Annotated in this window: 13 protein-coding genes; all 13 read left to right on the top strand. The window is 45.4% G+C overall.

Annotated features, from left to right (window positions below; all coding sequences use genetic code 11):
- The first annotated feature begins 37 nt into the window (after window positions 1-37).
- The 13 genes from Q1A70_RS01370 to flgL all read left to right on the top strand — a co-directional run bounded on the left by Q1A70_RS01370 (window position 38) and on the right by flgL (window position 13080).
- Complete coding sequence (locus tag Q1A70_RS01370; protein WP_299686243.1) at window positions 38-964, top strand: chemotaxis protein CheV; 927 nt, start codon at window positions 38-40, stop codon at window positions 962-964.
- An 11-nt stretch (window positions 965-975) separates the two neighbouring features.
- Complete coding sequence (locus tag Q1A70_RS01365) at window positions 976-1803, top strand: protein-glutamate O-methyltransferase (RefSeq protein ID WP_299686241.1); 828 nt, start codon at window positions 976-978, stop codon at window positions 1801-1803.
- Window positions 1804-2059: 256 nt separating this feature from the next.
- Complete coding sequence (flgB, locus tag Q1A70_RS01360) at window positions 2060-2455, top strand: flagellar basal body rod protein FlgB (RefSeq protein ID WP_009848575.1); 396 nt, start codon at window positions 2060-2062, stop codon at window positions 2453-2455.
- 4 nt (window positions 2456-2459) lie between these two features.
- On the top strand, window positions 2460-2873 hold the full coding sequence (gene flgC, locus Q1A70_RS01355) for a flagellar basal body rod protein FlgC (protein WP_299686238.1): 414 nt from the start codon (window positions 2460-2462) through the stop codon (window positions 2871-2873).
- 17 nt (window positions 2874-2890) lie between these two features.
- Complete coding sequence (gene flgD / locus Q1A70_RS01350) at window positions 2891-3604, top strand: flagellar hook assembly protein FlgD (RefSeq protein WP_299686236.1); 714 nt, start codon at window positions 2891-2893, stop codon at window positions 3602-3604.
- 49 nt (window positions 3605-3653) lie between these two features.
- Window positions 3654-4958: a flagellar hook protein FlgE gene (flgE, locus tag Q1A70_RS01345; protein WP_299686234.1), complete on the top strand. Its 1305-nt coding sequence runs from the start codon at window positions 3654-3656 to the stop codon at window positions 4956-4958.
- A gap of 251 nt (window positions 4959-5209) precedes the next feature.
- Window positions 5210-5959 (top strand): flagellar basal body rod protein FlgF, encoded by a 750-nt coding sequence (locus Q1A70_RS01340; protein ID WP_299686232.1) that lies wholly within the window; start codon window positions 5210-5212, stop codon window positions 5957-5959.
- A 21-nt stretch (window positions 5960-5980) separates the two neighbouring features.
- Window positions 5981-6769, top strand: coding sequence for a flagellar basal-body rod protein FlgG (gene flgG, locus Q1A70_RS01335; protein WP_299686230.1), 789 nt, complete (start codon window positions 5981-5983; stop codon window positions 6767-6769).
- A 90-nt stretch (window positions 6770-6859) separates the two neighbouring features.
- Entirely contained in the window at window positions 6860-7636 is a 777-nt protein-coding gene (gene flgH, locus Q1A70_RS01330; RefSeq protein ID WP_299686228.1) for a flagellar basal body L-ring protein FlgH, read from the top strand.
- A 94-nt stretch (window positions 7637-7730) separates the two neighbouring features.
- Complete coding sequence (locus tag Q1A70_RS01325) at window positions 7731-8822, top strand: flagellar basal body P-ring protein FlgI (RefSeq protein ID WP_299686226.1); 1092 nt, start codon at window positions 7731-7733, stop codon at window positions 8820-8822.
- Between the two features lie 10 nt (window positions 8823-8832).
- Window positions 8833-9756, top strand: coding sequence for a flagellar assembly peptidoglycan hydrolase FlgJ (gene flgJ / locus Q1A70_RS01320; RefSeq protein WP_299686224.1), 924 nt, complete (start codon window positions 8833-8835; stop codon window positions 9754-9756).
- Window positions 9757-9999: 243 nt separating this feature from the next.
- On the top strand, window positions 10000-11880 hold the full coding sequence (gene flgK, locus Q1A70_RS01315; RefSeq protein ID WP_299686222.1) for a flagellar hook-associated protein FlgK: 1881 nt from the start codon (window positions 10000-10002) through the stop codon (window positions 11878-11880).
- A gap of 9 nt (window positions 11881-11889) precedes the next feature.
- Window positions 11890-13080, top strand: coding sequence for a flagellar hook-associated protein FlgL (flgL, locus tag Q1A70_RS01310; protein WP_299686220.1), 1191 nt, complete (start codon window positions 11890-11892; stop codon window positions 13078-13080).
- Window positions 13081-13152: the final 72 nt, after the last annotated feature.

The following is a 13152-nucleotide window of genomic DNA, read 5'->3' as shown; positions in this document are numbered from 1 at the left end:
CTTTTTATCCTAAATAGTTTGATATGGAGATGAGCTCATGACGGGTATTCTTGATTCGGTGAATCAGCGTACGCAACTCGTCGGTCAAAACCGATTAGAATTACTAACCTTCCGCCTGATGGGGCGACAGCGTTATGGCATTAATGTCTTTAAAGTAAAAGAAGTACTCCAATGTCCTAAGCTGACAAGAATGCCAAACTTGAACCCATTGGTTAAAGGTGTAGCACATATTCGCGGTCAAACGATCTCTGTGATTGACTTGAGCTTAGCCATTGGTGGTCGCCCTACAACCGATGTTGAAAAGTGTTTTGTAGTTATCTCTGAGTTTAACCGTACCATTCAAGGTTTCTTAGTTAGCTCTGTCGAGCGCATTATCAATATGCATTGGGAGTCGATTCTTCCACCGCCAGATGGCGCAGGAAAGGCCAATTACCTAACCGCCGTCACCAATATCGATAATGAATTGGTAGAAATTCTTGATGTCGAAAAAATCCTTGCTGAGATTTCGCCTGTTAATGAAATCATGGATAGCAAGATTGCAGAAGAGATTGCTGAAGTCGAACAAGAGAAACCACTGGTTCGCCGAATCTTAATTGCTGATGATTCAACGGTGGCTCGTAAGCAGGTTCAACGTGCTATTGAGTCAATTGGGTTTGAAGTGATCTCAGTGAAAGATGGGAAAGAAGCCTACGAGAAACTGATGCAGATGTCAGCTGAGGGCAGTATTTACGATCAGATTTCATTGGTGATTTCCGATATTGAAATGCCAGAGATGGATGGATACACGCTAACCGCTGAGATTCGTCGTCACGCAGAGCTCAAAGATTTATACGTAATTTTACACTCATCATTGAGTGGTGTATTTAACCAAGCTATGGTTGAGCGGGTTGGAGCTAACTCCTTTATCGCGAAATTTAACCCTGATGAGCTTGGTGCAGCGGTGAAAACTGCGTTAACTAACTAAAAGAGACATTAATGACTGCTATAACAATAAGTGATCAAGAATATCGCGATTTCAGCCGTTTCTTAGAATCTCAATGTGGCATTGTATTAGGTGATAGCAAGCAGTATTTGGTACGCAGCCGTTTAAGCCCATTAGTCGCGAAGTTTAACTTAGCGTCGCTATCGGATTTGTTGAGAGATGTGGTCACTGGTCGAAATCGTGAGTTGAGAGTCGCAGCGGTGGATGCTATGACGACCAACGAGACACTTTGGTTCCGAGATATTTACCCGTTTGCTGTGCTTGCGGATAAGCTCCTACCGGAAATAGCGGCAAATAAACGTCCGATTAAGATTTGGTCAGCGGCAAGCTCTTCAGGCCAAGAACCTTACTCAATGGCAATGACGATCCTTGAAACTCAAGCTCGTAAGCCGGGTATGTTGCCAAGTGTATCGATTACCGCCACCGACATCTCAGCAAGTATGTTGGATATGTGTCGTACGGGCTCATACGACAATTTGGCATTGGGGCGAGGGCTGTCTCCTGAGCGACGTCGTACGTTCTTTGAAGATGCGGGCGATGGCCGCATGAAAGTCAAGGATAACGTTAAGCGCATGGTTAACTTCCGTCCTCAGAACCTGATGGACAGCTATGCATTGTTAGGTAAGTTCGACATCATTTTCTGTCGTAATGTGCTGATTTACTTCTCACCAGATATGAAGTCAAAGGTACTTAACCAGATGGCGAATAGTCTTAATCCGGGTGGCTACTTATTGCTCGGGGCGTCAGAATCGCTAACCGGCTTAACGGATCGCTTTGAAATGGTCCGCTGTAACCCGGGTATCATCTACAAATTAAAGTAATGAGTGGTACCAATATAAGGTGTAACGTTACTGTCTAGATTCAAAACCCAGCCAAGTGCTGGGTTTTCTTTTGGCGGTTTGAGTTATATCTTTAAGTCAGAGTGACATTCCAATTTACTCTATTTTTTGGCTTGTATATTGCAAGTTTATCGATGAGTCTCCAAGGCAAATAGCTATCGCCTGCTTTGATTTTTAAAGTTGGTATATATATTGCTTTGGTTATCCCATCACAGTCAGTTCTTGAGTTGAGGTTTAGATGGCTATTTCTTTTGACAATGCTTTAGGCATTCACCAGCACACAGTTGGTGTACGTGAGCGTAACGCTGAGGTGCTTTCCACCAATATCGCGCAAGCCAACACGCCGGGGTATAAGGCAAAGGGATTAGACTTCAATAAATCACTGCAAGCGGCAAGTTCTGGGGCAAGCATTGGTCTTAGCCGTACAGATGGTCGGCATATTTCTGCCTCAACAACGGTGAACGGGGAAACGAAGTATCGAATTCCTACACAACCAGATACAGGAGATGGCAACACGGTGGATTTGGATTTGGAAAGAAACCTTTTCATGCAAAACCAGATTAGGCACCAAGCCTCTCTCGACTTCCTCGGAAGTAAGTTCAAGAATTTAACGAAAGCGATTAAAGGGGAATAATTAGATGAGCTTATTTAATGTATTCAATGTGACAGGTTCTGCGATGAGTGCTGAATCCGTTCGTCTAAATACGACCTCGAGCAACCTTGCCAACGCGGACAGTGTCAGTAGTTCTGCTGAAGAAACTTACAAAGCTCGCCATGCAGTGTTCGGCGCTGAGTTAAATAAGGCAAACAACAGTGATCACACTGTGCCTGTGAAAGTATTGGGTATTGTTGAAAGCGATAAGCCGCTAAGTGCGGAGTACAACCCTGACCACCCATTAGCGAACAACGAAGGCTATATCTATAAGCCGAATGTGAACGTTATGGAAGAAATGGCTAACATGATTTCGGCATCACGTGCGTATCAAACGAACGTACAGGTTGCTGATTCGAGTAAACAAATGCTGCTGCGTACGCTGCAGATGGGTCAATAAGGATAAGGAGGTAGCAAATGGCTGGAATCAACAACAATGTTGGTCAAAGCGGCTTGTCCTATGTTGACCAGCTGAAGAGTCTTCAAGATGGCGCTAAGAAGCCCGACGAAACAACAGGTAAGCAGGATCTTAAACAAGAAGATTTCTTATCTTTGCTGACTAAGCAACTTGCCCAACAAGACCCTTTCAAGCCGGTTAGCAATGACCAGATGATTGCGCAAATGGCTTCATTTGCAACCGTAGATGGCATTGGCAAAATGAATTCACAGTTTGAAAGCTTGAATTCATCAATGACCTCTAACCAAGCACTGCAGGCATCCTCTTTGGTTGGCCGTGATGTCTTGGTACCTGGTGCGGCAGGTGTAAAGCCCGGTGATGGCGGTATGGCGGCAATGGTTAAGCTTCCTCAGGCGATTGACAATGTCATGATCCGTGTTGAGAACGAAGTGGGTCAATTGGTTCGCACATTTGATATCGGCTCTAAACCAGCAGGTGATACACGTGTTGAATGGGACGGCAAAGACGAAGAAGGAAACCCATTGCCGGCTGGCAAGTACAACGTGAAAGCGTCGGGTTTGCTGGATGGCGAGAACTCCGAATTCCAAGTGTCCAGTTACGCGAACGTGAACAGTGTGCTGCTTGGCAAGGGAGATGGCAATGTACTACTCAATCTGGCTGGTTTCACATCGCCAGTACGACTTGCTGAAGTACTAGAAGTGGGTAAAGCGTAGCTCTAGAAAGAGTGGCGATACTAGCGAGATAGATTAGGAGAATATTGGAATGTCATACGTAGCGTTAAGCGGTCTATCCGCTGCACAATTAGATCTGAACACAACCAGTAACAACATTGCCAACGCAAACACATTTGGCTTTAAAGAGTCTCGTGCCGAGTTCGGTGATGTGTATTCACATTCGTTGTTTACTAACTCCAAAACGGTGACTGGTGGTGGTGCGCAAGCTAACCACGTGGCACAGCAGTTCCATGAAGGTTCAACCGTTTCTACCAATAACCCAATGGATTTACGTGTCGGTGGTACAGGTTTCTTTGCGGTAGCGAAAGATCGTATGGCACCAGAGTCCAATGAACTCACTCGTAATGGTGCATTTCACTTAAACAAAGATAACTACATGGTCACGGCTAATGATGAGTTTCTTTTAGGTTACGATGTTGATCCTAATTCGGGCGAAGTGCTCTCTTACGCGCCAAAGCCGCTCAACATTCCAGCTGAGTTTGGTAAGCCAAAGCAGACAGAAAACATTGATATAGGGCTCAACCTTCCTGCAAACGCTGATCTTAAAGACCCAGCTGCATTTAACTTCAATGATGCCGATACCTATAACCGTGCCACGTCGTCGACAGTCTACGATTCTATGGGTCAGTCTTACAAGTTAACGGCTTATTACCTCAAAGATCAGACTCAACCAAACACTTGGCAGACGTACTACACCATGACGGATGAGGCCGGTGAAAAGCCAGTTAACATTACGGGTGGTGATGCGAGGAATGCACAAGGGCATGTGGGGCATACCATGAAGTTCAATAATGACGGTACGCTAGCGAGCCTTAATAATGATCAGCCAATTAACTCGGAACCATTAGGTTCAGGTGTAAATTCAATTGATTTGAACGGTGCCGACCCAGAGCAAGTGCTTAAGTTTGGTCTTGATTCGTCAACTCAGTTCGCAGCTCCCTTTGAATTGACCAAATTTGATGAAGATGGCGCGACAACCGGCTTCTTAACCAAAATCGATTTCGATGAGTACGGCAGTGTGCTAGGGACTTACTCAAACGGTGAAAACGTGATCCTTGGCCGTGTTGGTTTAGTTCGCGTACCTAATGAGCAAGGTCTAGACAAAAAAGGCAGCACTCAGTGGGATGCAACTAACGATTCTGGAGCAAAGATCTGGGGTGAATCGAACAAAGGCTCATTTGGCAGTATCACTAACGGCTCACTAGAGCAGTCGAATATTGATATGACTCAAGAGCTGGTTGATTTGATTTCGGCTCAACGTAACTTCCAAGCCAACTCACGTTCTCTAGAAGTTCACAACCAACTGCAACAGAATATTCTTCAGATCCGCTAATCGTTTTGAGCGTTTAAATCATCTGCGAATACCCAATTCAATGTTATTGAATTGGGTATTGTTGTTTGTCTTTTTATTTGCCGCCCCTATTGCCGCACGGTAATGCCACTGGCAACAATTCTTCCTCAATGATCCTTTGATGATCACCTTTCTTATTTGTTTTCTATTTAAGTTATTGATAAATAACAGTTAAAAATATTGGCACAGTGTTTGCTTTATTAGCCCCAGAAGATGATTTTTGGAGCAAAATTATGGATCGCGCACTGTTTCTTGCCATGAGTGGCGCTAAACAAAATATGCAAGCTTTGCAGCTACGTGCAAACAACCTTGCCAACGTAAGTACAACGGGTTTCCGTGCTGATTTAGCACAGGCACGTTCAATGCAAGCGTATGGCGAAGGCATGCCTACTCGTGTTTTCAGCATGACAGAGCGCCCGGGTCATAATTTCGCTCAGGGTAGTGTAGTTACTACTGGCCGAGATCTAGACGTTACTATTCAAGGTGATGGTTGGATTTCAGTTATGGACAACACTGGTCGTGAAGGTTTAACACGTAACGGCAACCTAAGAGTTGACCAAAACGGTTTACTAACCAACGCAAGTGGTCACTTAGTGCTAGGCGAAAACGACGCACCAATCACGTTGCCTATCCCAATCAGTAAAGTAGAAATTGGGACAGACGGTACCATATCAGCCATTCCTCAAGGAGCTCCAGCTGAGGAACTGGCCATTGTTGACCGTATTAAACTAGTGCGCCCAGACAACCAGAGTTTGTTTAAAGATACCAATGGTCTATTCCGTTCGAAAAATCCAGAGCAGGCATACGAAGCAGATGCAGCGGTCACCTTGCTAAAAGGCGCGATTGAAGGTAGCAACGTCAATGCCGTCGGTGAAATGACCAGCTTGATTGACTTACAACGTCAGTTTGAGATGCAGGTCAAGATGATGAGCACAGCAGAGGAAATGGACAAGTCGTCTGATTCACTGCTTCGTATGAGCTAATAGAATTTAAAGGACATTACTATGCATCCAGCATTATGGGTAAGTAAAACAGGGTTAGATGCCCAACAAACCAATATCTCTACTATTTCAAACAACCTTGCCAACGCCTCAACCATCGGCTTTAAAAAGGGGCGCGCGGTATTTGAAGATTTGTTTTATCAAAATATTAACCAACCTGGCGGTCAATCGTCTCAGAATACTGAGTTGCCGGCTGGCTTGATGTTGGGTGCGGGTGCAAAAGTTGTGGCAACTCAAAAAGTTCACACACACGGTAATGCACAAACGACGTCGAACAGCCTAGATATGATGATCGAAGGGGATGGCTTTTTCCAAGTTGAAATGCCTGATGGCGAGACAGGTTACAGCCGCAATGGTCAGTTTACGCTGAACGGTGAAGGTGCGATTGTGACCACGGGGCAAGGTTATCCACTACAGCCAGAAATCGTGATCCCTGAAGATGCAATTTCGGTCACGGTGGGTAACGACGGTGAAGTGTCGGTTCGCCTACGTGGTGAGCAAAACAACGTTGTGGTTGGACAGATCACCATCACTGATTTCGTTAACCCGGGTGGTTTAGAGCCCATAGGTCAAAACCTTTACTTACCTACGGGTGCCAGTGGTGATCCGCAAGAGGGAGTGCCGGGGTTTGATGGCTTGGGTAATATCCGTCAGTCGATGCTAGAAACTTCTAATGTCAACGTAACTGAAGAGCTGGTGAATATGATCGAAGCTCAACGTGTTTACGAAATGAACTCGAAAGTTATCTCGTCGGTCGACAAGATGATGAGCTTTGTCAACCAGCAGCTGTAATTGGCTAATACGCCTTTTATTTTTTCACACTAATATGACAGTTTCACATTCATTAATGTGTTTGCTACTGCCTACTGAGAGTATATCGCTATGAAACGTATATTTTGTTTAGCTCTGTTTATGTCTATGACTGGCTGTACAACATTAGATCCGATTGAAACACCAGCACAAGAAAACGCAACCACAGTGGTGGATGCCGTGGAAGGCGATAAATCAGCTGACGATAGTTCAGGTATCATTGATACTCTGCGTGGGCGAACGGATCCCGTCGCGGGCGATCCTGCCTGGGCACCAATCAGCCCCAAAAAAAAACCAGAGCATTACGCAGCGGCTACAGGCTCACTGTTCAATATTAACCATATTGGCAGCATGTACGATGACTCTAAACCGCGTGGTATTGGTGACATTATTACCGTAGCGCTAGATGAGAACACTCGAGCGACCAAAAAAGCCAATGCAGACATGTCTAAGTCGAATGATGCATCGATGGAGCCATTGGCGGTCGGTGGTCAAGACCTCACAGTTGGTCAGTACAACTTGTCTTATGATCTGAGCAATACCAACACCTTTGCAGGTGACGCCTCTGCTAACCAAAGTAATAGCATCAGTGGTTATATTACCGTTGAAGTTATCGAGGTATTAGCCAATGGCAATCTCGTGGTTCGTGGTGAGAAGTGGATGACACTTAACACGGGCGACGAGTATATCCGCCTAAGTGGCACTATCCGTCCCGACGATATTGACTTCGAAAACACCATCGCCTCAAACCGTGTTTCTAACGCGCGAATTCAGTACTCAGGGACTGGTGTGCAGAAAGATATGCAAGAGCCTGGATTCTTGGCACGATTCTTTAATGTATCACTGTAGAGCTTGAGAGGGTGTCGACATACTTATAGCCTCTATCGAGCGGCCATATTTAGCTACGTTATTGTAAATTAAAGTAATACAGACAGGTTATTCAATGAAAAAACTGACACTCGTACTATTCGGCATGCTATTTCTTGCCACCAGTGCCCATGCTGCGCGTATCAAAGACGTGGCAAAAGTGGCGGGTGTTCGTAGTAACCAACTTGTTGGCTACGGTTTGGTGACAGGTTTGCCGGGTACAGGTGAGACAACCCCCTTTACCGATCAAACCTTTAACGCAATGCTGCAAAATTTTGGCATTCAATTGCCACCCGGCACAAAGCCAAAAACCAAAAACGTAGCAGCAGTAATTGTTACCGCTGAACTGCCGGCATTCTCCAAGCAAGGCCAAGAAGTTGATGTGACCGTTTCTTCTATCGGCTCAGCAAAAAGCCTTCGTGGTGGTACCTTGTTACAGACTTTCCTGAAAGGTTTAGACGGTCAAGTGTATGCGGTAGCGCAGGGCAACCTTGTGGTGAGCGGTTTCAGTGCGCAAGGTAATGATGGCTCTAAAATTGTCGGTAATAATCCTAACGTAGGCATCATCTCTAGCGGTGCGACGGTTGAACAAGAGATCCCAAGCCCATTTGGCCGTGGTGACTACATCACTTTCAACCTTATTCAATCTGATTTCACAACAGCGCAGCGTATGGCTGATGCGGTTAATAATTACCTAGGCCCGCAAATGGCGTCTGCGGTTGATGCGACGTCTGTCAAAATACGCGCTCCGCGAGAAATAAGCCAACGCGTCGCTTTTCTCTCTGCCATCGAAAACATCGAGTTCGACCCTGCAGAAGGTTCTGCAAAAATCATCGTCAATTCTCGTACAGGTACGATTGTGGTTGGTAAGCACGTTCGCCTAAAATCGGCCGCGGTAACGCATGGTGGTATGACGGTTGCTATCAAAGAAAACCTAAACGTAAGTCAACCGAATGCATTTTCTGGTGGTCAAACGGTAGTCGTGCCTGATTCAGATATCGAAGTAACTGAAGCTGATGGCAAGATGTTCAAGTTTGAACCGGGCTTAACCCTGGATGATTTGGTTCGCGCAGTTAACGAAGTAGGTGCAGCGCCTTCTGATTTAATGGCAATCCTTCAAGCACTGAAACAAGCGGGTGCGATTGAAGGTCAATTGATCATTATCTAAGGAATAAAGCATGATTAAGAATAACAATGACATCGGCTTTATTCACGACATCGGCAGCCTTGATCGTCTTCGTCAACAAGCGGTAAATGGTGAAGAGGGCAGCGAAAAAGAAGCACTGACAGCTGCAGCAAAACAGTTTGAATCGATTTTTACTTCGATGTTGTTTAAGTCGATGCGTGATGCGAACTCAAGCTTCAAGTCGGACATGTTGAACAGTCAGAACGAGCAGTTTTATCGCCAGATGCAAGATGACCAAATGGCGAGTGAGTTGAGTGCTTCTGGTTCATTAGGACTTGCGGATATGATTGTGGCGCAGTTAAGTGCAGGTCAAGCAAGCGACGCGACAGAAGATAAAGTTCGCAGTGAAGGCTTTGATACTTCATTGCAAAGACCTCAATTCTCAGGCCGCTCAGAAGAGAGAGCGCCTGAAGTTCAATCTGCGTCAGTGGCTAAACCTAAACAACCCGTCTCTTTCGATTCTCCAGAGTCGTTTGTTACCTCAATGAAGCCTTACGCAGAAAAAGCAGCAAGCGCGCTTGGTGTAGATTCATCTCTGTTATTGGCACAAGCGGCACTTGAGACAGGTTGGGGTTCTAAAATGCTCAAGAACTCACTAGGTAACAGTAATAACCTATTTAATATCAAAGCCGACAGGAGCTGGAAGGGTGATAAGGTCGCGACTCAAACACTTGAGTTTCATGGTAAAACACCCGTTAAAGAGTCTGCTTCTTTCCGCTCTTACTCAAACTTCGAAGAGAGCTTTAACGACTACGTGAAGTTCTTGAATGAAAACCCAAGGTACGAAACGGCATTGCAGCATCAAGGCAACTCTGAAAACTTCATTAAAGGCATTCACCGGGCGGGTTACGCAACCGACCCTAACTATGCCGATAAGGTATTACGAGTGAAAGCCAAGATTGACCAAATGAATTAGCATCACTGAACGAACTTCGAGAGCTTGCCATGGGTAGGCTCTTTTCTTATCTCACTTCTTTTAGTTCCCACTTTTGCTCGATTGTTATTAACCCTACATCTCCTCTTATCTACCCTTTAGGCCTGTCTACCTTGTCCATTTCCTTTCCCTACCCACGCCATTGATTCTGTTGGCACACATATTGCTAATTATTATGGTAGTTAATCAGTTCATCCTGATTTTATTAAGTTTTTTGGGGGCATTATGGCGTCGGATCTTCTGAATGTAGGGGCACAAAGTGTTCTTACCGCTCAGAGACAGCTAAACACCACAGGTCATAACATTTCTAACGCGAACACAGAGGGCTATAGTCGCCAATCTGTGATTCAAGGTGTTAATGACCCGCGCCAATACGGTGGTCAAAGCTACGGTATGGGTGTGCATGTGGAAAATGTTCGCCGCTCTTGGGACCAATTTGCCGTCAATGAACTTAACCTATCGACAACTAATGCCGCCAACAAAGGTGATACCGAAGCGAACCTAGATATGCTGTCGAGCATGTTGTCATCGGTTGCTTCGAAGAAGCTCCCTGAGAACCTCAACGAGTGGTTTAATTCGGTTAAAACATTAGCCGATACACCGAATGATGTTGGTGCGCGAAATGTTGTATTAGAAAAGACTGGGCTATTAAGTAAAACGTTGAATGAATTTCATGAGGTGGTTCGTCAACAGTCTGATTCTACTAATAAAAAATTAGATATGGGTATCGAGCGAGTAAACCAACTGGCTTACGAGATCCGTGATGTACAACGTTTGATGATGCGAACGTCAGGCCCTGATAACGACCTGAGAGATCAACACGAAAAGTTGATAAATGAGCTTTCTGCTTATACCAAAGTAACGGTGACACCGCGCTCGAATGCCGAAGGGTTTAATGTGCACATCGGTAATGGCCACACCTTGGTTTCAGGCAGTGAAGCAAGCCAGTTAAAAATGGTGGATGGTTTTCCCGATGTGCATCAGCGTCGTTTGGCGATTGTTGAAGGTAAATCTTTAAAGCCGATCACCAGCAGTGATATTGATGGAAAAATCGGTGCGATGCTAGATATGCGTGATGAGCACATTCCAGCAGTGATGGATGAGCTTGGCCGCTTGGCGACCGCTTTTTCATACCAGGTGAATGCGTTGCAGTCACAAGGCTTAGATCTTAATGGCAATGTCGGTAAAAACCTCTTCACTGATGTGAACTCAGAGCTGGTGGCAAAATCACGAGTGACTGCCAGTGGGCAATCCAAAGCGGATGTTGCGGTATTTATTGATGATACCTCTGCCTTAAAAGGTGGTGAGTATGGCCTGAGATATGATGGCAATGATTATGTTATCACTAAGCCAAACGGTGAAACCGCCAAGGTGACGACTGACTCTAGCGACAACGCTTTTTATCTTGATGGCATGCGAGTAGAAGTACGCAATCCTCCTGAACTTGGCGAGAAGTTATTACTGCGCCCAACGCGTAACTTTGCCGCTCAGATTCAGATGGAAACCAAAGATCCAAAAGACATCGCTACACAAAGTTATGAAGCTTCGACCACTTTTGCCAAAGGTACGGCAGGGTTCAAAATCCTAGAAGCAGGACAACTGCGTGAGTTTGAAGTGATTGTGTCACCAAAAGGTGAGCAATTTGCCGTGACGGATCCGAAGGGCAATATTTTAATGCAGCCGCAACCGTATCCGCCACAAGGGCCTGTGACCATCAATGGCACGACCTTTGAGCTAACAGCCGGCGCGGTGGAAAATGACAAATTTACGGCAAACCTTGTCCCATCGGAAGGCGACAACGGAAACCTACGTAAGCTACAAGGTCTCCAAACAGGCAAGATCTTGAATGATGGTGAGTCTACGATTTTAGACCTTTACCACAACTTGAATACCAATACTGGCTTGAAGTCTTCAACGGCAAATCGTTTGAGTGAGCTCGCGACATTAGAAAAACAGGCGGCTCAGGAACGTATTGCGTCGGTATCGGGAGTAAACCTCGATGAAGAAGCGGCCAATATGATGAAATTTCAGCAAGCTTACATGGCTTCTTCACGCATTATGCAGGCGGCCAATGACACGTTTAATACTATTTTGGCTCTGAGGTAGGACGTATAAATGTTGAATCGTATTTCTAGCTTCCATAACTATCAGTCGGTACAGAATGACTTGCGCCGCCAAGAGAATAAGGTGCATCACAACCAAGCGCAGTTGGCTTCTGGTAAGCAGTTACAATCACCGAGTGACGATCCGTTGGCGACGCACTACTTACAAAATATTGGTCAGCAATCGCAGCAACTTGAACAGTATGTGGATGCGATCACGCTAGTCAGAAACCGCCTTGAGCACCACGAAGTGATGATGGCCAATTCGGAAAACTTTGCCGACGAAGCAAAGCGCACCGTCATGGAAATGATCAATGGCGCACTTTCTCCTGAAGACCGTTTAGCTAAGCAGCGCGAAATTCAAGAATTAGCCAATAACTTCTTGCATTTATCCAATTCTCAAGATGAGTCGGGTAACTATACCTTTGCGGGTACTAAGCCAAAGAACCAACCGTTTTTTCGCGATAATGCAGGAAATGTCAGCTATCAAGGCGATGACTATCAACGCAAAATGCGTGTGGCAAGCAGCTTTGAGATGGCGATGAATGATCCCGGCAGTAAGCTGTTTATGGAAATAGACAACCCGTTTGGTGACTATGAGCCTCAATACGACTTAGAACCTGCATCTGAACTGCTTTTAGAGCGAGCGACCAACAACTCTCAAGACGATGCAACGTATAAAGTGACGTTCGTTGATATGCAGACGGGAAATTATGCTTATCAGCTTGAAAAAGATGGCGCCGTGGTGACTGTTGAAGATTTTGACCCTTCGACTGGTATTGTCTACGACGGTCTGAATATTCAGATTAAGGGGCAGATCACTAAGGGTGACTCCATTACCTTAGAGCCAAGGGAAACATTTTCGATCTTTGATACTTTCAAACAAGCGGCAGAGCAGGCAGAAAACTCTGTGTCGGACGCGTCGGCAACTGCGAAGTTGCATCAAGTGACGGAAGAGTTTCATGCGGCGTTTATTCATCTGACCAAGGCGAGAACCGATGTTGGTGCGCGCCTAAGCACGCTGGATATTCAAGAGCAACAACATGAAGATTTTAAGTTGTCGTTAGCGAAAGCAAAAAGCAACTTTGAAGACTTGGATTACTCGAAAGCCATCATTGAGTTCAATGAAAACTCGCGAGCACTCCAAGCTTCACAGCAAGCGTTTGGCAAAACCAAAGACCTGACCTTGTTTAACTATATTTAATGATTAATCGGCATTTAATGGTGACTTGTCGATCACCATGGCGTTGATTTCTTGCCGTATGTGCTATGCCAA

Origin of the sequence: uncultured Vibrio sp. (assembly GCF_947488985.1) — a bacterium.
Lineage (GTDB): Bacteria > Pseudomonadota > Gammaproteobacteria > Enterobacterales > Vibrionaceae > Vibrio.
This window is presented reverse-complemented; position numbering and strand designations above follow the sequence as displayed.